Below are 22,269 nucleotides of genomic sequence, written 5' to 3' on the forward strand. Positions count from 1 at the left end.
CTTATCTCTGCGGCGCATCTCGCCGCTTGTGCACGACCGCCACATCGTCGCTGTAGACGCGCTGCCACTGGGGCAGCCGGTCGAGCATCGCGACCGCCGGTGTCCGCGGTGCGAGCAGCGTCGCGCCGATGTTGTACTCATCGAGCAACTTGAGAAAATCTCCGAGGTCGACCAGCGCTACGGCGCGGTTGTAGCGGTCGATGAACGGTCCCCCGTACAGCTCGCCGCGACCATCGATAAAGGTCGGAATGCCGGCGAAGATCAAATAGCCGCCGAAGGAATAATCGTTGAGCACGGGCCCCGCCTTGGCGAGGTCGGCTTGAGCAATGGCAGCGTGAGGGGTGATGATCGGAGCCGGCCGGATGTCACGCGCCAGGGCCGCCCCGCTCACCGCGATCAACCCGGCGAACGCGGCCAGAGTCAGGCCGCGCGACGAGCCGGCCGCATCGTCCCCGGTCGGTCCGCCGAACATCCGACCCAGCGGAGCCGCTAGGTAAAGCGGCGCCAGCATGGCCAGCAGATCCGCATTGCGTACTTGCGCCAGCGCGAAATGGAGCAGGCCGATCACCACCAGGGCCCGCACGAGCGGCAGCGTCACACCGCGCGACAGCGCAAAGATGCCGGCCAGCAGCAGTAACTCGAAGCCACCGATGCGGCTGAAATCCTGCGGCCGCCATTCCGAGATCCAGGCGAGCGCGGGGCCGAGGCCGAGTGTCGTCAGCGGCATCAGCAGCGGTTCCGGCCCGTAGGGCGTCAGGCAGGACGCTGCGAGTGCAAGCGCCGTGAATGGCAACCATCGCAACAGCACGCGCGACCATCCGCTTCGCCCCTCACGCAGCAGCGCCTCGAGCACAATAGGGCCGATCAACCCAAGCGCCAGCACCACGCTGCCATGCAGATTGGCCCATAGGACCAGCAGCGGCAGGGCCCAGTAGGGCGGCGGCCCCCCACGATCCATGCAGCGCACCAGAGCGGCCGCCCAAATCACCATCACCGGCAGCACCAGCACGTGTGGCCGCGCCAGCATATGCGGCGCCAACAAGATGACGGCCGCGATCACCATGAGCAGCGTCAGGGTGGGCGAAAGCTCGCGCTGCAGGAAGAACGTCAACAGGCCGAAGGCGAGCGCGATCGCCGCCGCGGCGACGACGAGGACGCCCGGCCAGCCGGCAAGCGCGTAGACTCCGGCGTAGACGATCTCCGAGAGCCATTCGAAAGTGATCCAGGGCGCGCCGTGCATCGAAAAGGAAAAAGGGTCGCTCGCCGGCAGGGCGCCATGCGCCATGATCCAGCGGCCGACCTCGATATGAGAATAGCTGTCGGGATCGTTGAGCAGCCGCTGTCCAAGGATCAGCACCACGGCATAGACGCCAAGGCTCACCAGCCAGGGGAGCGCCGCACGCGCTGAAAACGGTTGAACCTCGCTGTGCACGACCTGCTCACTCATGGCGAGCGCAAGTTAAGGCGCAAGCGTTAAATTCTTCTTCGAGGTTCACCGCGCTTGGCCGAGCGCAGGGCGGGCTGGTTACCGTTTGTGAACCATGTTCCTGACGCTGGGCGGACGCATCCTTCCCGCCGCGAAGATCCATCAGCCGGGCATGCGGCGCTCTCCGGAAAATCAAGCTGTTCTCAAGACAAACAGAAGCCCTTCCGGAGGATTCGGCCAAGCAAGAACTTGCATCTCGGCCTACAGCCCTTGTCGTTTGCCGTTCACCCCCGGTGGCATCGCGAAACGCGTCACGATCCTGCCATACGGTCCGTTCCGAGGATGACGCGAGCGAGAAGCGCACATGGCTGTCACAGCAAACTTTTCCGCCGGAATTCTCACAACCTTTGGCAACGGCCAGAACAACACGATCGCGTTGGGCCGCAATGCGGCCGGAACGATCGTCGTCAACGGCGGCGCGGTCGCGATCAAAGGCGGCCCCGCGACGGTCGCCAACACCAAGTTGATCCAGGCCTTCGGCCAGGACGGCAACGACACCATCACGATCGACGAGAGTAACGGCGCGATGCCCGCGGCGAATCTGTTCGGCGGTGCCGGCAACGATACGCTGACGGGCGGGTCCGGCGGCGACATGCTGTTCGGGCAGTCCGGCAACGACACGCTGCTCGGCAAAGGCGGCAACGATCTGCTGTTCGGGGGCGCCGGCAATGACGTGCTGATCGGCGGCGACGGCAACGACCAGATGTTCGGTGAGGCCGGCAACGACCGCATGATCTGGAACCCCGGCGACGACAGCGACCTGATGGAAGGCGGCGAAGGCATCGACACCGCCGAGGTGAACGGCGGCAACGGCAGCGAGACCTTCGCCATCACGGCCAATGGCACGCGCGTGCGCTTCGACCGCGTCGACCCCGCGCCGTTCTCGCTGGACATCGGCACCACAGAAAATCTCGTGGTCCATGCCAATGGCGGCGACGATGTCATCACCGCCACCGGCAATCTCGCCGCGCTCATCAATCTGACGATCGACGGCGGTGCCGGCAATGACACGATCCTCGGCGGCAATGGTGCGGACCGCCTGCTGGGCGGCGACGGCAACGATTTCATCGACGGCAACCAGGGCAACGACACCGCCTTGCTCGGCGCCGGCAACGATACCTTCCAGTGGGACCCGGGCGACGGCAGCGACAAGGTCGAAGGACAGGCCGGAGCCGACACGCTGTTGTTCAATGGTTCGAACATCGGCGAGAACATCGTTGTTTCCGCTGCAAATGGCGGACGCACGCTGCTGACCCGCGATGTCGGCAACATCACGATGGACCTGGACGGCATCGAGACCATCACGATCAATGCGCGCGGCGGCAGCGACAACATCGTTGTCAACAATCTCGCGGGAACCGATGTCAAGCAGGTCAATGTCGATCTCGGATCGAACGGGACCGGGGACGGCGCGGCCGATACGGTGACGCTCAACGGCACGGGCGCAGCCGATACGATCCAGGTGGCTGGCTCGGGCGCGTCAGTTTCGGTCACAGGATTGCCCGCCGCTCTTGCCATTACCAACGCGGAAGGCGCAAACGACGCGCTCGTCATCGACGGCCTCGGCGGCAACGACACGATCTCGGCGGCCATGCTTGCCGCGGGAATCGTACACCTGACGATCGACGGCGGCGCCGGCAACGATACGATCGTCGGCAGCGCCGGCAACGATACGCTGATCGGCGGCGACGGCAATGATTCCGTCGTCGGCGGCCGCGGCGACGACCTCGTGCAGCTCGGCGCCGGCCACGACGTGTTCGAGTGGAATCCGGGCGATGGCAGCGACACCATCGAAGGCGGCGCCGGCGTCGACACGCTGCGGTTCTCCGGTGCCAACATCGCCGAGAACCTCACCATAACGGCGAACGGCGATCACGCCCTGCTCACGCGCGACGTCGGCAACATCACGATGGACCTGCACGGGGTCGAGCATGTCGATATCCACGCGCTGGGCGGCGCCGACCATGTCGTGGTGGGCGACCTGACCGGGACGGATGTGACGCGGGTGAACATCGACCTCGGCGGTTCGGCCGGAACGCCCGACGGCGCCGTCGACACCGTCACGGTCGATGCCACCCAGGGCGCCGACACGTTCGGCGTCACCGGCAATGCCGGCGGCGTGACCGTCTTCGGCCTCCATGCGACCACCAACCTGACCTTCATGGATGCGACCGACCAGCTGACACTCAATGGCCTCGGCGGCGACGACGTGATCGATGCGAGCGGGCTTGCGGCCGGCGTGCTGCAACTCACGATCAACGGCGGACTCGGCAACGACACCATCCGCGGCAGTCAGGGCGACGACTTGATCAATGGCGGCGACGGAAACGACGTCGCGCTGATGGGCGCGGGCAACGACACCTTCGTCTGGAATCCGGGCGACGACAACGACACGATCGAGGGCCAGGGCGGCACCGACACGCTGCTGTTCAACGGCGCCAACATCGCCGAAACCATCAACATCTTCGCGAATGGAGGGCGTGCCGAGCTGACGCGGGACGTCGCCTCGATCACGATGGACACGCACGGCGTCGAAACGATCGCGTTCAATGCCCGCGGCGGCGCCGACACGATCAATGTCGGTGACATGAGCGGCACCGACGTGACGGAGGTCAAGATCGATCTGGGCGGCGTTCCCGGCACCGCAGGCGGCGACGGCGCGGCCGACAAGATCGTGATCAACGGCACGGGCGGGGACGACGTCATCTCGCTATCGCTCAACAGCAATGGCGCGCTGGTGATTGACGGTCTCGCCAGCCAGATCGTGATCGAGAACTTCGACTTCAACGACACCATCACCATCAACGGACTCGGCGGCGACGACGTGATCGAGGCGTCGGGCGTCGGTCCCGGCGGGCCGCACCTCGTTTTCGACGGCGGCGCCGGCGACGACGTGCTCATCGGCAGCGCGGGCAACGATACGCTGCTCGGTGGGCTCGGCGATGACGTGCTGATCGGCGGCGGCGGCGTCGACGTGCTGGACGGAGGTCCCGGCGACAACATCGTGATCCAGTCGTTGCTCGCCCATGCGAGCGTCCACTCGGGGACGTTGATCTGAGGCCGACGATCGCGGTCGCCCGGCGATCGTGTGTCTTGCCTGTCGGGCGCAGCCCGGATGGCGCGGCAGGCAATCGCGGGCCCGCGAATCGATGCGACCGTCCCGGATTAGGCCGCTCACCATCCGGGCTACGGCGCTTTGACGGCCATGTGAGTCCTGATACTCTGAACGCCGTCGCGGCTCGGCGGGCCATGCCATCGATCGTTGAACCAGAACTGCCGAGAGGATGCGGATGAGAAGCGTGACGCTCTTGGCTCTCGGCCTCATGTTTGTGGGCGCATGGTCGCACGACAGCGCGAGAGGCCAGACTTCGGCCGCGCCGCCGGTTTCGCTTGCTCCGCCCAAGGCATCGCCGCCACGGGCGAGCGCCAAGAATTCCCCGGCAGCGTCCGACAGGGTGTCGTCGACACCAGCGACTGGCGGACCTCCACAATCGCCGAATCCAGCCGCTGACTATGACGGCTTTAACGCCGTCGACGACAATGATACTCCGGAGCAGACGACGCGCCCCATGACGTCGCGCGCAGCAAAGGGTTCCAAGCCCAATCCGGATACGGCGCAGCACAATCCGGATACGGCGCAGCAATTGATCGATCAAGAAGATGAAGCGTTAAAGCGTAAGCTGACGATCTGCAAAAGCTGCAAGTAGGAGGCCGCGAAGCGTTGATGCAATGGCTGGCGGGTCCGTGCGGATGGACGCCGGCGCTGCATACCTGACCTACCGCCTCCTTCGCACCCCCGCGCTTTACCCTTCCCCAAATTCCTGATCCTCTCTCCCCAACCAGCCGGAGCAACCGGCCTCGCCAGGGAGAGAGACGTCATGAAGCTCGGCACCGCCATTGCGGAAATCATGAGGCGCGAAGGCATCGAGATCCTCTGCGGCTATCCCGTCAACCATCTGATCGAGCATGCGGCGCAGGCCGAGATCCGCCCCGTCATGGTGCGGCAGGAGCGCGTCGGCATCCACATGGCGGACGCGATCTCGCGCGTGACGTCGGGACGAACGATCGGCGCGTTCTGCATGCAGCATGGGCCGGGCGCGGAGAACGCGATGGGCGGCGTCGCGCAGTGCTTCGGCGAATCCGTGCCCGTGCTGGTGCTGCCGATGGGCTATCAGCGCCGGCTCGCGCACATCGAGCCGAACTTCAATTCCAGCGAGGCGATGAAGCCGTTTGCAAAGTCCTCGGAGCCGATCATCCTCGCCGCGGAAGTCGCCAACATCTTCCGCCGTGCCTTCACGAAACTCAAGAACGGCCGCGGCGGGCCCGTGATCGTCGAAATCCCCTCCGACATGTGGAACGAGGAGGTGCCGGAACCGCTGAACTACACGCCGGTGCTGCGCACCCGCTACGGCGCCGATCCCGTGCATGTGAAGGAAGCAGCCGCCCTGCTCGTCAACGCCAAACGGCCGGTGATCTATGCCGGCCAGGGCGTGCACTATGCGCAGGCGTGGCCGCAACTGAAACGTCTTGCGGAACGTCTCGCCATTCCCGTCACCACCAGCCTGGGAGGCAAGTCGTCGTTTCCGGAGACACACCCGCTGTCGCTCGGCTCCGGCGGTCTTGCGGTGCCGCGCGCGGTGACGAAGTTCCTCAGCGAGGCCGATGTGATTTTCGGCGTCGGCTGCTCCTTCACCGAGACCAGTTTCGGCATCGCGATGCCGAAGGGCAAGACCATCATCCACTCCACGCTTGATCCCAACCACCTCAACAAGGATGTGGAGGCGAGGATCGGCCTCGTCGGCGATGCCGGCCTCGTGCTCGATGCGCTGCTGGAGGAAATCGGCAGGACCGTCACGAAGGATCGCGACGCCTCGGCCGTCGCGGCGGAAATCGCCGCCTCGCACAAGGAGTGGCTGGCAAAGTGGATACCGAAGCTGACCAGCAACGACGCGCCGTTGAGCCCTTATCGGGTGCTGTGGGACCTCCAACACACCGTCGACATCAACAACACCATCATCACCCATGATGCCGGCAGCCCGCGCGACCAGCTGTCGCCATTCTGGAAGGCGGTGGAACCCCTCTCCTATCTCGGCTGGGGCAAGACGACGCAGCTCGGCTACGGTCTTGGCCTCGCGATGGGCGCCAAGCTCGCAAGGCCCGACAAGCTCTGCATCAATGTCTGGGGCGATGCCGCGATCGGCTTCACCGGCATGGATTTCGAGACCGCGGTGCGCGAGCGCATCCCGATCATGTCGATCCTGCTCAACAATTTCTCGATGGCGATCGAGTTGAAGGTGATGCCGGTCTCGACCGAGAAATATCGCTCGACCGACATTTCCGGCGACTATGCCGCGATGGCGCGCGCCTTCGGAGGCTATGGCGAGCGGGTGTTGAAGCCCGAGGACATCATCCCGGCGATCAGGCGCGGCATCCAGAAGACGAAGGAAGGCACCCCGGTGCTGCTGGAGTTCATCACCAGCAAGGAGACCGAGGTGTCGCGGCCGGGCACGTGAGGCAGCCGGGTCTCGGCGGCTGGGCGGCGGGCGCTGGCTCCGGCCGCAGAAGATGTGATAATCCGGCCCGGTGCCGCGCCCGTCGCGGCACCAAGCCGGATTGCGAATGACCACCCCTTCCAACGATGTCGCCGGGATCGACGAGCTCAAACGGCAATTGCAGTCGGCCGCCGCCGAGAACACGCGGCTGCGCGATCGGCAAAACGCCAGTGCCGAGATCTTGCGCACAATCGCGGCATCTCCCTCGGATGCCCGGCCGGTGTTCGCTGCGATCGCGTCCAGCTCGAAGCGCCTGCTCGACGGCTTCTCCGCCACCGTGCTTCAGTTCATCGGCGACGAGCTGCACCTCGTGGCGTTCACGCCGACCAGCCCGGACGGGGACGAAGGGCTGAAGGCATCGTTCCCGCGCCGGATCGAGGATTTTCCGACCTTTGCCCTCGTTCGCGGCGGCGAGACGATCCAGTTTCCCGACAGCGAGGCCGAGCACGTCCCGGAGCTGAACCGCAATCTGGCGCGGCTGCGCGGCTTCCGCAGCGTGCTCTTCATGCCGCTGATGAGCCGGGGCACGGCGGTCGGCATGATCAGTGTCACACGCGCCGAGCCCGGCGCGTTCGCGCCCGATCTCGTACAGCTACTCCAGACCTTCGCCGACCAGGCCGTGATCGCGATCGAGAATGCGCGGCTGTTCAACGAGACGAAGGAAACGCTGGAGCGCCAGACCGCCACCGCCGACATCCTGAAGGTGATGGCCGCCTCGCCGTCCGACGTGCAACCGGTGTTCGACGCCATCGCCGCCAACGCCAACCGGCTGATCGGTGGCTTCTCCACCGCGGTGCTGCGCTATGTCGACGGTTCCGCGCACCTTGCAGCGTTCACGCCGACCGATCCGGCCGGCGATCGTGTGCTCCAGGCCTCGTTCCCGGTGCCGTTCGCACGGTTTCCGCCTTACCAGCTTGTGGCCAATGGTGCGGCGGCGCAATTGCCCGACACCGAGCTCGAGCCGGCCGCACGCGACATCGCGCGCGCCCGCGGCTACCGCAGCATGCTGTTCGCCCCCCTGATGAGCGAGGGCGAGGCCATCGGCGTCATCATCGCCACGCGCCGGGAGACCGGCGCGTTCGGCGAGCACCATGTCGGACTGCTTCAGACCTTCGCCGACCAGGCGGTGATCGCGATCAAGAATGTCAGCCTGTTCAACGCGACCCGGGAAGCGCTGGAACGGCAGACCGCGACCGCCGACATCCTGAAGGTGATCGCGGCCTCGCCGGCGGACGTCACGCCGGTGTTCCAGGCGATCTCCGACAGTGCCAAGGCGCTCATCGGAGGACATTCCTCCACCGTCACCCGCCTTATCGACGGCATGCTGCATCTGGCCGCGTTCACCACCGACAACGAAGCGGGCAACGCCGATCTGCTCAGCTCCTTCCCGGTGCCGCTGTCGGCATCGGGCATCCACAGCCGGGTGGCGGCAAGCGGGGAATATGCGTTCCGCAGCGACATGCAGAACGAAACCGGCCTCACGGACGCCATGAAGGAGCTGGCGCGGACCAGGGGCTATCGCAGCATTCTGGTGGCGCCGATGCTGCGCGACGGCGCTGCGATCGGCACCATCGCCGTGACGCGGCCGGAGGCCGGCCATTTCCCGGACAAGGCGATCAACCTGCTCAAGACCTTTGCCGACCAGGCCGTGATCGCCATCGAGAACACACGCCTGTTCAATGAGGTGCAGGACCGCACGCGGGAGCTCGCCAAATCGCTCGACGATTTGCGCGCAGCGCAGGACCGGCTGATCCAGACCGAGAAGCTTGCCTCCCTCGGTCAGCTCACCGCCGGCATTGCACATGAGATCAAGAACCCGCTCAACTTCGTCAACAATTTTGCCTCGCTCTCCGCCGAGCTGACGGACGAGCTGAACGAGGTGCTCGCGCCGGTTCCGCTCGCCGGCGACGTCCGTGCCGAGGTTGACGAACTGACCGCGCTCCTGAAGGACAATCTGGAGAAGGTCGTGCAGCACGGTCGGCGCGCCGATTCCATCGTCAAGAACATGCTGCTGCATTCGCGCGAGGGCGGCGGCGAGCACCGGCTCAGCGACATCAACGCTCTGGTCGAGGAGAGCCTCAACCTCGCCTATCACGGCGCTCGCGCCGAGACGCCGCAGTTCGACGTGACGCTCAGGAGCGAGCTCGATCCGGCGGCCGGGCAGGCCGAAGTGTTTCCGCAGGAGATCACCCGGGTGCTCTTGAACCTGATCTCGAACGGCTTCCACGCCGTCACCAAGCGCAAGGCCGATGGCGGTGCATCCGGTTACGAGCCGGTGGTGATCGCGGCGACGCGCGACCGCGGCGACACCATCGAGATTCGCATCCGCGACAACGGCACCGGCATTGCAGACGAGGTCAGGGAGAAGATGTTCAATCCGTTCTTCACCACCAAGCCGGCCGGCGAAGGCACCGGCCTCGGGCTGTCGATGAGCCACGACATCATCGTGAAGCAGCACGGCGGCACGATCGACGTCACGACAGAGCCGGGCAAGTTCACGGAATTCACGATCCTGCTGCCGCGGAAGAGCAGCTTTGCGGAGAACAACAGGGGATAGCATCACTCCGGAGGATGCCTTGAAGAGTCTCGCGTGGTTCATTCGGCGACAACTCCTCTCGCTATCAGGTATCGGCCTCATGCTGGGCGCGCTGTTCTTCGCGGCCGCGCTGACGCCGACGCTGATCCCGCGCAGCTATCTCACGCAAGGTGCCCTCGCCGGTGGCTGCTTTGCGATCGGCTATTTCGCCGGAATCCTGTGGCGCCGGCTGTGGCACTATCTCGAGCTGCCCGAGCCTTCGGCGCGCGCGAGATCGATTGCGAATGCGTTGGCGGCAGCAATCTGCCTGCTCATCGTCATCGTCTTCCTCTGGCGCGCCGCCGAATGGCAGAACTCGATCCGCACTGTGATGAAGATGGCTCCGGTCGAGACCGCACATCCACTCAAGGTCTGCGTCATCGCACTGATCACGTTCGCAGTGCTGCTGGTGCTGGGGCGACTGTTCGCGGTTGTGGTCCGCTTCCTCGCTACGCGCGCGAGGCTCGTGATTCCGCGGAAGGTCGCCAACGTCCTCGGCGTGCTGGTCGCAGGCCTGCTGTTCTGGTCGATCGCCAGCAATGTCCTGGTCCGCTCGGCGTTCAACGCGCTCGACTCCTCCTTCCGCGAGCTCGACGCCTTGCAGGAGCCCGAGCGGCCGCAACCGGCCGCCCCCGATCAAACAGGAAGTTCTGCGTCGCTGGTGAAGTGGACGGAGCTCGGGCGCATGGGGCGCCGGTTCATTGCCTCAGGCCCGACCGCGAGGGAAATCGGCGCCGTTGCGGGAGGGCTCGCGCAGAATCCTGTGCGCGTCTATGTAGGCCTCGGCAGCCGCGACAGCGCGCAAGCGCGCGCCCGGCTCGCGCTTGATGAGCTCAAGCGCCAGCACGGTTTCGAGCGAAAGATCCTGATCGTCATTACACCGACCGGCACCGGCTGGATCGATCCGGCCGCGATGGATACGGTCGAATATCTCCATCATGGCGATGTCGCCAGCGTCGCGGTGCAGTATTCCTATCTCAACAGCCCGCTGTCATTGATGTTTCAGCCCGAATACGGCGCGGAGGCGGCGCGCGCCCTGTTCGCGGAAATCTACGGCTACTGGACGACACTGCCGAAGGACAAGCGGCCAAAACTGTATCTGCACGGGCTTAGCCTCGGCGCCATGAACTCGGAGAAATCCGCAGAACTGTTCGAGACGATCGGCGATCCCATCGCTGGCGCGCTATGGAGCGGGCCACCGTTCGAAAGCCGCATCTGGCGCTCGGTCACCGCGAACCGCAATCAGGGCTCGCCGGCCTGGCTGCCGGAATTCCGCGACGGCCGCGTCGTCCGCTTCATGAGCCAGAACGGGCCGACGGTGCCGGCAGATGCGCCCTGGGGCCCGATGCGCGTCGTCTATCTGCAATATGCCAGTGACGCGATCACGTTCTTCGCCTACCGCGACGCCTATCAGGCTCCGGCCTGGATGAGGGCGCCGCGTGGGCCCGACGTATCACCCGAGTTGCGATGGTATCCCATCGTCACGATGCTGCAGCTCGCCGTCGACATGGCGGTCGCGAACGGCACACCGATGGGCTTTGGCCATGTCTACGCACCCGAGCATTACGTCGATGCCTGGGTCGCGGTTACCGATGTCCGTGATTGGTCTGCCGACGCGCTGGCGCAGCTCAAGCAGCAGCTCGCTGCGAAAGCACGGAAGACGGGCGCAGGCAATGCCGACGATGATCCCGATCGCGGCGGCTAACTGCTACTCCGCCATCTCCACCTGCGTTGCGACGGTCGGGCCTGCCAGCGGCCGCTCCTCCATCATGATCAGGCAGAGCGCGGCGGTGGCCATCAGCGCGGTGGCGGCGCCGAAGACGTAGCGGAACGCGTGCCGCATGTCCTCAGTGGGGATCGCAGGGATGCTGCCTGCCGCGTGATGCTCACCGGCGAGCGGAATGTCGGTGCCGAGCGCGATCAGCAGGATGGCGGCGAAGGCCGCGACCGTGAACGAGGACATCAGCGAGCGGAAGAAGTTCATCGCGCCGGTGATGGTGCCGACTTGCGGACGCGCGACCGAATTCTGCAGCGAGACCACGCAGACCGGGAAGGTGGTGCCGAGCCCGAGCGCGAACGCAGCCATCAGCGTCAGCAGGCCCCAGAGCGGCAAGGTGGTGAGCGTCAGGCCCAGCGCGCAAATCGCCGCCCAGGACGTGCCGACAATGGCGACGCGCTTGTAATGCCTGGCGCGCGCCATGGTGCGGCCGGCAATCGCCGCGCCGCAGGTCGAGACCGCCGCGAGCGGAATCAGCGCAAGCCCCGCCTCGCTGGCGCTGAGATGATAGACCGACTCGTAATAAAGCGGGAGCTGCACGGTGAGGCCCGTGATCGCGCCGAGCCCGCAGCCGCCGGCCGTCAGCGCGAACGGCGCCACCGATCCCGTCAGCAGCTTCAGCGGCAGGAACGGCTCGTCGGCGCGGCGCGCGTGCCAGACGAAGGTGACCGCGAGCGCGACAGCGCCGCCCACCATCGCAAGCACGGTCGGCGAGAGCCATGCGTAGCGCGTGCCACCCCAGGTCAGCACCAGCATGAAGACGACGGCGGAGGCCATCAGCAGGACGCCGCCGAGCCAGTCGACCTTGCGCTTGCGATGGAACACCGGAATCTTCTTCATCTTCGGCAGCAGCATCGCGATCGCCGCGGCGGCGAGCGGCAGATTGATCCAGAAGATCATCGACCAGTGCAGATGCTCGGCGAACACGCCGCCGATGACCGGGCCGAGGATGCCGCCGACCATCCAGACGCTGGAGAAATAGGCCTGGTACTGGCCGCGCTCGCGCGGGCTCACGACGTCGGAGATCACCGTCTGCACCACCGGCATGATGCCGCCGCCGCCAAGCCCCTGGAGGCCGCGCGCGAGAATCAGCATCGGCATGTTCGGCGCGATCGCGCACAGCACCGAGCCCGCCACGAACAGGCTGAGCGAGATGATGATCATGACGCGGCGGCCGTAGATGTCGCTGAGCGTGCCGAACACCGGCGCGACCGCGGTCGAGGCGAGCAGATAGGCCGTGATCACCCAGGACAGGTTCGAGACGTCCTGGAACTGGCGCCCGATGGTCGGCAGTGCGGTCGCGACGATGGTCTGGTCGAGGGCCGCCAGGAACATCGTCAGCATCAGGCTGATGACGATGGTGCGGACCTCGTCGGAGGTCAGCGGCACCGGCGGCGCGATGGACGGCGCGTCATCGACGCTGATGACCTCGCTCGGAAGGCGGGACAGCTCTTCGGCAATGTCGTCGGGCAACGCCTGGATGTCGGCAGAACTGCTCTGCCGGTCGAACTTGTTCATCTCGATCGGAAGCCGTGGGGCGGCGCAACGCCGCGAGGGATTCGTTCTATGCAGCCCAATGTAGACAGCAAAGTTCTTCCCAGGCAGGCACCGCGGCGCATGGGTGCATCCCGCCGCCGGGTCATCCCGAACACGTGATCCGTACGGCGGGTCAGTCCTTCGGACGTCGCTTCAGGCGCGCCCGTTTCGGCAGCAGGGCCGGCCATTGCACGATGTGGTCCTCGAGATCAGCGTCCGGGATCTCCTCCTCGCTGCCCTCGACCCGGCCGCGCACGGAGACGCCGGCTTCATGCACGGTGTTGGGATCACCGGATACCAGCGGATGCCACCAATAGAGATCGCGCCCCTCGGCGACGAGCTTGTAGCCGCAGCTCGGCGGCAGCCAGTTCAGGGTGCGGACATTGGCCGGGGTCAGGCGGACGCAGTCCGGAACCTTGTCGGAACGATTCGGGTAGTCCTTGCAGCCGCAGGTCCCGGCATCGAGCAGCTTGCAGCCGACGTGGGTGAAATAGATGTCGCCGGTGTCCTCGTCCTCGAGCTTGTTCAGGCAGCAGCGGCCGCAGCCATCGCACAGGCTCTCCCATTCGTCCCCCGACATCTCTTCCAACGTCTTGGTTTTCCAGAAGAATCCTTCCTGGCCTGAAGGTCGTTTGGGAGCTGCGGTCATGCGCCTCAACAAGGGTTCGAAAGAGCTACGGCTGACCCCATCTAGGGCGTGTGCCTGCGATGCTGCAAGCAACCCCTCCGAGAGGCCCGTAATGAACCGGGGTCAATTAGGCCTGTTGTTCAAAATCGCGAGCCTGACCATTGGTTTATAGGCCCTGCTCGGCTAGAAGGAACAGCAAGTCCCCTCGGACGCGAACCGGGCGCCTTGGGTTTGCCGCAACATTCCCTCAAGACGTCTCGATGCCGCCCCGGCCGGGTGCTTGAACGCTTTCGAACCGAGCCTCAAGGGTTCTAGGTGCGCCAGATCATACCACCGCATTGGAAGGCCAGGGTCCGGATTTTCTTCCTGGATCTCGATGCGCGCATCGACTCCTCGCTGTTCTCCTCGGCCAAGGGCATCCGCGAGCTCTACGAGCGCTACTCGACCTTCATGGACCGCTTCTATGTCGGGCGGTGGAAGCGCTGGGTGTTCATCGAGCCGCTGTCGGAGGCCGCGACCCTCGGCCTCGGCGGCCTCGTCGTCATGCTCACGCTCGCCATCCCCGCCTTCCGCGAGACCGCGGACGAGGACTGGCTGAAGAAGTCCGATCTCGCGGTGAGCTTCCTCGACCGCTACGGCAACCCGATCGGCAGCCGCGGCATCAAGCACAACGACTCGATCCCGCTGGAAGATTTTCCCGATGTGCTGATCAAGGCGACGCTGGCGACCGAGGACCGCCGCTTCTACGAGCATTTCGGCATCGACATCGCCGGCACCGCGCGCGCGCTCGTCACCAACGCCCAGGCGGGCGGCGTCCGCCAGGGCGGCTCCTCGATCACGCAGCAGCTCGCCAAGAACCTGTTCCTGAGCAACGAGCGCACCATCGAGCGCAAGGTCAACGAGGCGTTCCTCGCGGTCTGGCTGGAATGGCGCCTGACCAAGAACGAGATCCTCAAGCTCTATCTCGACCGCGCCTATATGGGCGGCGGCACCTTCGGCGTCGACGGCGCGGCGCATTTCTACTTCAACAAATCCGCGCGCGACGTGACGCTGGCGGAAGCGGCGATGCTCGCCGGCCTGTTCAAGGCGCCGACCAAATACGCCCCCCACATCAACCTGCCCGCCGCGCGTGCCCGCGCCAACGTCGTCCTCGACAACCTCGTCGATGCCGGCTTCATGACCGAGGGCCAGGTGTTCGGCGCCCGCCGCAACCCCGCCTTCGCCGTCGACCGCCGCGACGAGGCTTCGCCGAACTACTATCTCGACTACGCCTTCGACGAGATGCGCAAGCTGGTCGACACCTTCCCGAAGTCGTACACCGAGCGCGTCTTCGTGGTGCGCCTCGCGATGGACGCCAACGTGCAGAAGGCCGCGGAAGACGCGATCGAGAACCAGCTGCGCCAATTCGGCCGCGACTATCACGCGACGCAGGCCGCGACCGTCGTGTCCGATCTCGACGGCGGCATCCGCGCCATGGTCGGCGGCCGCGACTACGGCGCCAGCCAGTTCAACCGCGCCACCGACGCCTACCGCCAGCCCGGCTCCTCGTTCAAGCCTTACGTCTACACCACCGCGCTTCTGAACGGCTTCACGCCGAACTCGATCGTGGTCGACGGCCCGGTCTGCATCGGCAATTGGTGTCCGCAGAACTATGGCCATTCCTATTCCGGCGCGGTGACGCTGACGCAGGCGATCACGCGCTCGATCAACGTCGTTCCCGTAAAACTGTCGATCGCGATCGGGCAGAAGGAACAGCCGAAGGCGCCGAACCCGGCCAAGATCGGCCGCGCCAAGATCGTCGAGGTCGCCCGCCGCTTCGGCCTCAAGGCGCCGCTGCCCGACACGCCGTCGCTGCCGATCGGCTCGGACGAAGTCACCGTGCTCGAGCACGCCGTCGCCTACGCGACCTTCCCCAATCGCGGCAAGTCGGTGACGCCGCATTCGGTGCTGGAGGTGCGCACCGGCGCCGGTGATCTCGTCTGGCGCTGGGACCGCGACGGCCCGAAGCCGAAGCAGGCCATTCCGCCGAACATCGCCGCCGACATGGCCGGCATGATGAGCCACGTCGTCAGCGAAGGCACCGCGCGCCGCGCCGCGCTCGACGGCATTCCGACCGCGGGCAAGACCGGCACGACCAATGCGTATCGCGATGCCTGGTTCGTCGGCTACACCGGCAATTTCACCTGCGCGGTCTGGTACGGCAATGACGACTATTCGCCGACCAACCGCATGACCGGCGGCTCGCTGCCGGCGCAGACCTGGCACGACATCATGGTCGCGGCGCATCAGGGCGTCGAGGTCCGGGAAATCCCCGGCATCGGCATGGGCCAGAAGCTGCCGCCGCAGCCGATGGCCGCGCAAGCCAATGCCGCGCCGAAAGTGCTGGAGACCAAGCCCGGTCCGCCGCCCGTGCTGACCAAGCGCGGCGCCGACATCCTGGTGCGCGTCGAGAAGCTGCTGGATGACGCGGCCAAGACCGCGAACAAGTCGGCCACCAATGACGGCAAGCCCGCCAAGCCGGCCTCGTCGACGAGCGCGCTCGCCTTCCCGCAGAACTATGCGGAAGAGAATGCGAATGCATCCGCTCCGCGCAAGAACTGATCGAAACCCGTGCGGCTGATCCTGACCACATTGACGGCCCTCCTGCTCGCAACCGTAGTGGGTGTCGGGGCGACCTGGATGACGACGACGCGCGGCACCGAGATCGGCGCGCTGACCATCGGCCCCTGGACTGCGCGCCCGCGCACCGGCACCGCCGACGTCGATCCCTATTCGCGCGCCACCATCGTGCGCAACGGCGAGCTGCCGATCGGCACCGGCGATGGCGTCGCCTTCACCGCCACCGCCGACGACAAGAAGAAGGCGCTCGACGGCCGCTGCGACGTCGTCGTCTCCGGCGTGACGCCGCCGGCGCGGTTCTGGACGCTGACGCTGTACGACCGCAAGGGTCACCTCGTCGCCAATTCGCTGCAGCGCTACGGCTTCACCAGCCAGGAGATCGTGCGGCAGTCCGACGGCACCTTCGAGATCCGGATCGCCTCGCGCTCGCGCGCCGGCAACTGGCTGCCGACCGGCGGCATCGAGCGCTACGCGCTGATGCTGCGCCTCTACGACACCCCGGTCGGCGTTGCGACGCGCACCCAGCGCGATGCGCCAATGCCGACGATCTCGACGGTGGGCTGCTCATGATCCGGCTCGTCTTCACCATCGTCGCGGGTGTGGTGCTGGGCCTCGTGGTCCATCTCGTCAGCGTGCTGGCGCTGCCGCGGATCGCGACGCAGGATGCCTATTCGCGGCTGACGCCGATGACGAAGCTCAACGGCGTCACGCAGCTTCCCCTCGCCGATCCCAACACCTCGCCGATGCCGTTCATGGACCCGGCCTTTGCGCTGGCGATCTGCCGCTACGACCTTACGGGCGGGCCGATCAAGCTCACCGTGCCGGTGAGCCAGGCCTACACCTCGGTCTCGTTCTACACCCGCAACGAGATCGCCTATTACGCCATCAACGACCGCTCCGCGGGCAAGAAGGTGATCGAGCTCGACCTGATGACGGAAGCGCAGCACAACGAGCTGCCGGAGGACGAGGAGATCACCGCGGCCGACCGCCTGATCATCGATTCCCCCGCTGCCACCGGCCTGATCGTGATGAAGGCCCTCGCCGCCGAGCCCGGCCTGATGCCGCAGGCGCAAGCGACGCTTGCGGCGGCGACCTGCGCGCCGCAGACCGAGGTGCCGGCCAAGGCCGAGACGCCGCGCGGGCGGCGCTGAGCACGATTGTTAAGGCACGCTCAAAACAAAAACTGAAAAAACAACCCCATGCACAGTAGCGGGGGCATTGAAACTGTTAGCCAATTTAAGCGTCTCATCAGCAGCAGCGCGACCTCAGCCACGGGAGCATTTTTGCCGCCTTTGACTCGTCGGGCAAAACACTGGCAGAATGGCATCATCGAGAATTCGTCACACCCGCGCGGAGCAGTCCGTCGCGGGTTTTTTCATGTCGGAGCCTAGAAGTGGATTTGGATGCCAGGCTCGCGCAAGCATACGAATTCGCAGTCGCGTGCCGCCACCTTCCCGAGACCTGACGCCGCTCCCGATCAATGGATGATCTGGCCGAGGAAATCCCTCGCCCTCTCCGTACTCGGCGCGCGGAAGAAGGTTTCGGGATCGGCTTCCTCGACGATGGCGCCGCGATCCATGAAGACCACCCGGTCGGCGACTTCGCGGGCAAAGCCCATCTCGTGCGTGACGCAGACCATGGTCATGCCGTCCCGCGCGAGCTCCACCATGGTGTCGAGCACCTCCTTGACCATCTCCGGATCGAGCGCGGAGGTCGGCTCGTCGAACAGCATGATCTTCGGCTGCATGCAGAGGGCGCGCGCGATGGCAACGCGCTGCTGCTGGCCGCCGGAGAGCTGTCCCGGATATTTGGTCGCCTGGTCGTGGATGCGCACCTTGCGCAATACACCGATCGCACGCTCATGCGCCTCCGCGCGGGAGAGGCCACGCACCTTCATCGGCGCCAGCATGCAGTTCTCGGCGACCGAGAGATGCGGAAACAGGTTGAAGCTCTGGAACACCATGCCCACCTCGCGGCGGACGCTGTTGATATCGGCCATCCGGTCCGTCAGCTCGACGCCATCGACGACGATCCGGCCGGCATCATGCTTTTCGATATGGTTGATGCAACGGATCAGAGTCGATTTTCCCGAGCCCGAGGGACCGCAAAGGACGATCTTCTCGCCGGTCGTAACGCTGAGATTGATATCATTCAGGGCCGTGAAATGTCCGAACCGCTTCACGAGGCCTTCCACGGCGACGATGGCCTGACATCGGCTCATTTCATTCACGGCGATCTCCTGAACCATCTTCATCTCCCAAAACAGCGCTTCGTGCGATTCCCTAGCGGCGCGCTCCGGCGATCGCATAGCGCTTGCGCAACAGCGCGACGCCTTGCGATGCCGCCGAACTGATGGCGAGGTAGACCACGACGACGACGAGATACATCTCGACGAGACGGCCGTTGAGCTGCGCAAGCTTCGAGGCCGCGCCAAGCAGGTCGGTGAGCGAAAGCACGTAGACCAGCGAGGTGTCCTGGAACAGGATGATGGTCTGGCTCAGGATGATCGGGCTTGCCACGCGGAGCACTTGCGGCAGGATCACGCTCCGATAGGTCTCGAAGGTGGACAATGCGAGCGCTTGGCACGCCTCGAACTGCCCCCGGTTCACGGCGCGCAATCCGACGCGGATGATTTCCGAATAATAGGCCGCCTCGAACAGGCCGAAGGTGATGAAGGCCGTCCAGGTGGCGCCGATCGGAATCGGGCGACCGTTGCCGGCGAGATGGCCGAGCACGATCGGCACCAGGAAGAAGAACCAGAACAGGACGAGGATCAGGGGGATTGAGCGGATCAGGGCGATGTAGCCGCGCACGACCTTCCCGATCACGGGCACTTCGAAGTGCTGCAACAGCGCAAAGCAGGTGCCCAGGATCATGCCGACCACGAAGGCTACCGCGGTGAGTGCGAGCGAAAACAGCAATCCGGACCAGAGATAGGGCCACGCCTGCAGAACAATCGAGAAATCGAGGCTGTTCATTTCACGACCTCCATCCCCGCGGGCAACGAGCTGGTGTGCTGGACATCGTCGGCCAGGCTCGGTTCGATCGCATCCTCCGCCCGCGCGGTACCGGGGATGCGCACGGCCCTGTCGATCAGCGCCATCGCCTGGTAGGCGATCAGCGCCAGCGCGAGATAGATCAAGGTCGCTGCGCCGAAAGCCGTAAAGGTCTGGAACGTCGCCTCGCTGATCTGGCGCGCCTGCGCGGTGAGCTCCATCAGCCCGATCGTCAGCGCGACGGAGGTGTTCTTGTAGATGCCCATCACTTCGCTGGTCAGGCTTGGCACGATCAAACGCAGCGCCTGCGGCACGATGATATGGCGGTAGGTCAGATAGCCGGTGAGCCCGAGTGCGCTTGCCGCTTCGGTCTGCCCTCTCGGCAGGGCCTCGATCCCGGCCCGAACCTGTTCGGCGATCCGGGCCGCGGTGTAGAGGCCGAGGCACACCAGCGCCGGGACGAACGAACCCCAGGGCGGCGGAATCTGCTTGATGGCGTTTCCGAGCGCGGTCGGAACAACCTCTGGCAGGACGAAGTACCAGAGAAACATCTGCGCCAGGACGGGGATGTTGCGGAAGATTTCCACATACAGGCGCGCAAGCGCAGCGATGGCCCGGTTCTGCACGGTGCGGCCGATCCCGACGACGATCCCGATCGCAAAGGCAATCCACCAGCCGAAGAACGCCAGGGCCAGGGTCCAGCCGAGGCCCGACAGAAGCCAGTCGATATAGCGCTGGCCATCCGCCGTCTGTTCAAAAAGCACTGCGAACATGGCGAACCTCGAGACTCCGGATGCGAGAGAGGATCAGCTTGCGGACAAATTCCCCGGTATCATGCTCTGACTAATCGACCGCGTCGCTCGGATGCGCGATCCGGTCCCTGAGTTCGTCCGTCAGCGGGAAAGCGAGGTTTTCGCCCTTGGGCGGAATCGCCCGGGTGAACCACTTCGCATAGGTCTTTTCGAACTGACCCGACGCCATCTGCTTCGACAGAACGTCGTCGACGAGCGCCTTGAAGCCGGCATCGCCCTTGGTGAACATCAGGCCATAATAGATCTTGGCATAGCCCTCGGGGAGGAAGATCAGCGCATCCGGTTTGGGCGCTGCGGCCTTGAGGCCGGCAAGAAGGATATCGTCCTCCATGAAGGCGGCCGCGCGGCCGGTATTCAGCATCAGGAAGGATTCCGCGTGGTCTTTCGCCTGGACGATGTTGAAGCCGAGCTGCGCCTTGGCATTCACGCCCTGCGCGAAGCCGACGGCATTGGAGCCCTGGGTCACGACGATCGTCTTGCCCTTGAGATCGCCGGCCACCTTCACGCCGCTGTCCGCCTTGACCAGCCAGCGCGGCTGGCTGACGAAAGTGGCGACCGAAAACGAGACCTGCTCCTGCCGCTTCCTGTCGTTTGCCGTGCCGCCGCACTCGATGTCGACGGTGCCGCTTTGGATGAGCGGGATCCGGTTGGACGAGTTCACTGGCGTGTAATTGACGGCGAGATTGGGCAGGTTGAGCTCCGTCTTGACGCGCTCGACAATTGCCGCGCAGAGGTCCAGCGAAAAGCCGATCGGCTTTTGATCGGGACCGAGATACGAGAACGGAATGGAGGCCTCGCGGTGGCCGATGGTGATGGCACCGCTCGACTTGATCTTGGCGAGCGTGGGACTGTCGGCCGCGATCGACGGTCCAGCGAGGATGCCGACGGCCGCAAGGCCGATTAGGCCGCCCAATACACGCGCAAAACTCGTCATGTGCATCTCCCCTCTGAAGAACTGCCTAGGCGGCCCTGGACGACGGCTTCACGCCGCGCCGCTTGATGATGTCGATCAGGCGATCGACATCGGCGAAAACGTTGAACATCCCGAATGACACGCGAATGCCATCGCGCTCCGGCGACACGCGGATGCCATTCTGCTCGAAATGACCGAGCCATTCGGCCGCAGGGAGCGCGATGACGTAGATGTGCGGCGCGCGGTGCTGCCGATCGCGGGGACCGACGAGGCGAACGTCCAGCGCGTCGAGCCCCGCGATCAGATGATCGCCGAGATCGAGACAATGGTTCTGAATGTTCTGCACGCCCAGCGCTTCGATCATGTCGAGGGAGGCTCCGAGCGCATGGATCGCCGGAAGATTGAAGTTGCCGAGCTCGAAGCGGCGCGCGGTCGGGGCGAGCTCGAGCTCGTCGGGCCGGGCGATGAGATCGGCCGGAACTTCCACAAGGCTGGCGGCAGCGAGATAGGCGGGCTCGAGTTCGATCCTCGATTTGTCCCAAACCAGGAGCCCGAGCCCCTGCGGCACCAGCAATCCCTTGTGGCTGCCCGATCCGATAAAGGTCGCGCGCATGGCTTTCGCATCGATCGGCACGACGCCGATCGCCTGCATCACGTCGACGACGAAATAGAGCCCCTTCTCGTCGCAGAGGGCGCCGATGCTTTCGATGTCGAAGCGATGGCCGGCGTGGAAGGTCACCTGCGACATCGAGACCGCCCGCGTGCTCGCATCGATGTACGGACGAAGGCTTTCGGCGTTCACGACCTCCGTCATCGGCACGAATTCGACCTTCACGCCCTTGCGCCGCAGATTGAGGAACGCATAGGCGTTGTTCGGATGATCGCCATGGATCATCAGGACCTTGTCGCCGGCGCGCAGGGGCAGCGCATTTGCGGCGATGTTCATGCTTTCCGAGGTGTTCTTGGTGAAGGCGATCTCATCGGCCGATGCGCCAAGAAACCGCGCCAGCTTCTCGCGGGTCTGCTCGACGCGGTCGAGCCACACGCTCTTCGGGCCGGCCGTCTCAAGGCCCTCGCTGAGGAAGAGATCGATCGCCGCCTTGACCGGGCGCGCGAGCGGCGTCTGGAAGCCGGAGTCGAGATAGGTGATGCGCTCGACAGCCGGAAACTCCTTCCGCACGGCATCGACGTCGTAATGGCGAGACATCCCACTCTCCTGATGAGCGCACCCGGCAGGGCTCCGGCCGCGCTGCACAAATCCTGATCACCTTTCGGCGACGCCAACGATATGAGCAATCTGCAGACACGGCCAAGAGTAATTTTCATATTTCAATAGTATTTATTCCGAAAACTGATAATTTATTGGCTCGCCAAT

General features: G+C 65.1%; 16 protein-coding genes. 8 read left to right on the forward strand and 8 right to left on the reverse strand.

Annotated features, from left to right (window positions below; all coding sequences use genetic code 11):
• Position 1: 1 nt before the first annotated feature.
• Positions 2-1,360, reverse strand: coding sequence for a hypothetical protein (locus tag A3M7_RS0130060; RefSeq protein WP_245284351.1), 1,359 nt, complete (start codon positions 1,358-1,360; stop codon positions 2-4).
• Between the two features lie 430 nt (positions 1,361-1,790).
• On the opposite strand from A3M7_RS0130060, the gene A3M7_RS0130065 reads away from it, so the two are divergent.
• From A3M7_RS0130065 to A3M7_RS0130090, 5 genes are all read left to right on the forward strand, one after another.
• On the forward strand, positions 1,791-4,544 hold the full coding sequence (locus tag A3M7_RS0130065) for a calcium-binding protein (RefSeq protein WP_027547256.1): 2,754 nt from the start codon (positions 1,791-1,793) through the stop codon (positions 4,542-4,544).
• 232 nt (positions 4,545-4,776) lie between these two features.
• The gene (locus tag A3M7_RS45095; RefSeq protein ID WP_049823758.1) at positions 4,777-5,193 is read left to right on the forward strand and encodes a hypothetical protein; all 417 of its coding nucleotides are present in this window, start codon (positions 4,777-4,779) and stop codon (positions 5,191-5,193) included.
• A gap of 117 nt (positions 5,194-5,310) precedes the next feature.
• Positions 5,311-6,999, forward strand: a complete 1,689-nt coding sequence (locus A3M7_RS0130080) for a thiamine pyrophosphate-requiring protein (RefSeq protein WP_256374897.1) — start codon at positions 5,311-5,313, stop codon at positions 6,997-6,999.
• A 106-nt stretch (positions 7,000-7,105) separates the two neighbouring features.
• Complete coding sequence (locus tag A3M7_RS0130085) at positions 7,106-9,595, forward strand: GAF domain-containing protein (protein WP_027547258.1); 2,490 nt, start codon at positions 7,106-7,108, stop codon at positions 9,593-9,595.
• Positions 9,596-9,674: 79 nt separating this feature from the next.
• Complete coding sequence (locus A3M7_RS0130090; protein WP_084302640.1) at positions 9,675-11,318, forward strand: alpha/beta-hydrolase family protein; 1,644 nt, start codon at positions 9,675-9,677, stop codon at positions 11,316-11,318.
• Between the two features lie 3 nt (positions 11,319-11,321).
• On the opposite strand, the gene A3M7_RS0130095 is transcribed toward A3M7_RS0130090, so the two are convergent.
• Positions 11,322-12,908 carry an MDR family MFS transporter gene (locus A3M7_RS0130095; protein WP_027547260.1) on the reverse strand — a complete coding sequence of 529 codons (1,587 nt, stop codon included), beginning with the start codon at positions 12,906-12,908 and terminating at the stop codon, positions 11,322-11,324.
• Between the two features lie 151 nt (positions 12,909-13,059).
• Positions 13,060-13,575, reverse strand: coding sequence for a YcgN family cysteine cluster protein (locus A3M7_RS0130100; RefSeq protein WP_027547261.1), 516 nt, complete (start codon positions 13,573-13,575; stop codon positions 13,060-13,062).
• Between the two features lie 294 nt (positions 13,576-13,869).
• Between A3M7_RS0130100 and A3M7_RS0130105 the strand changes: the two genes are divergently transcribed.
• Genes A3M7_RS0130105 through A3M7_RS0130115 form a run of 3 tightly spaced genes read left to right on the forward strand, consistent with a single transcriptional unit; the run spans position 13,870 to position 17,324 of the window.
• A complete protein-coding gene (locus tag A3M7_RS0130105) occupies positions 13,870-16,155 on the forward strand; it encodes a transglycosylase domain-containing protein (protein WP_027547262.1) in 2,286 nt (761 codons plus the stop codon).
• Between the two features lie 9 nt (positions 16,156-16,164).
• The gene (locus tag A3M7_RS0130110) at positions 16,165-16,743 is read left to right on the forward strand and encodes a DUF1214 domain-containing protein (RefSeq protein WP_027547263.1); all 579 of its coding nucleotides are present in this window, start codon (positions 16,165-16,167) and stop codon (positions 16,741-16,743) included.
• The gene (locus A3M7_RS0130115; protein WP_027547264.1) at positions 16,740-17,324 is read left to right on the forward strand and encodes a DUF1254 domain-containing protein; all 585 of its coding nucleotides are present in this window, start codon (positions 16,740-16,742) and stop codon (positions 17,322-17,324) included. The genes A3M7_RS0130110 and A3M7_RS0130115 overlap by 4 nt, the downstream gene beginning before the upstream one ends.
• Positions 17,325-17,650: 326 nt before the next feature.
• On the opposite strand, the gene A3M7_RS0130120 is transcribed toward A3M7_RS0130115, so the two are convergent.
• From A3M7_RS0130120 to A3M7_RS0130140, 5 genes are all read right to left on the reverse strand, one after another.
• On the reverse strand, positions 17,651-18,421 hold the full coding sequence (locus A3M7_RS0130120) for an amino acid ABC transporter ATP-binding protein (RefSeq protein ID WP_027547265.1): 771 nt from the start codon (positions 18,419-18,421) through the stop codon (positions 17,651-17,653).
• A 34-nt stretch (positions 18,422-18,455) separates the two neighbouring features.
• Entirely contained in the window at positions 18,456-19,151 is a 696-nt protein-coding gene (locus A3M7_RS0130125; protein ID WP_027547266.1) for an amino acid ABC transporter permease, read from the reverse strand.
• Positions 19,148-19,942 carry an amino acid ABC transporter permease gene (locus tag A3M7_RS0130130; protein WP_027547267.1) on the reverse strand — a complete coding sequence of 265 codons (795 nt, stop codon included), beginning with the start codon at positions 19,940-19,942 and terminating at the stop codon, positions 19,148-19,150. Before A3M7_RS0130130 ends, A3M7_RS0130125 begins: the two co-directional genes overlap by 4 nt.
• A 70-nt stretch (positions 19,943-20,012) precedes the next feature.
• The gene (locus A3M7_RS0130135; RefSeq protein ID WP_084302642.1) at positions 20,013-20,921 is read right to left on the reverse strand and encodes an amino acid ABC transporter substrate-binding protein; all 909 of its coding nucleotides are present in this window, start codon (positions 20,919-20,921) and stop codon (positions 20,013-20,015) included.
• Between the two features lie 19 nt (positions 20,922-20,940).
• Entirely contained in the window at positions 20,941-22,101 is a 1,161-nt protein-coding gene (locus A3M7_RS0130140) for an aminotransferase class V-fold PLP-dependent enzyme (RefSeq protein ID WP_027547269.1), read from the reverse strand.
• Positions 22,102-22,269: the final 168 nt, after the last annotated feature.

It is taken from the genome of Bradyrhizobium sp. WSM2254 (assembly GCF_000472645.1).
GTDB classification, from domain to species: Bacteria; Pseudomonadota; Alphaproteobacteria; order Rhizobiales; family Xanthobacteraceae; genus Bradyrhizobium; species Bradyrhizobium niftali.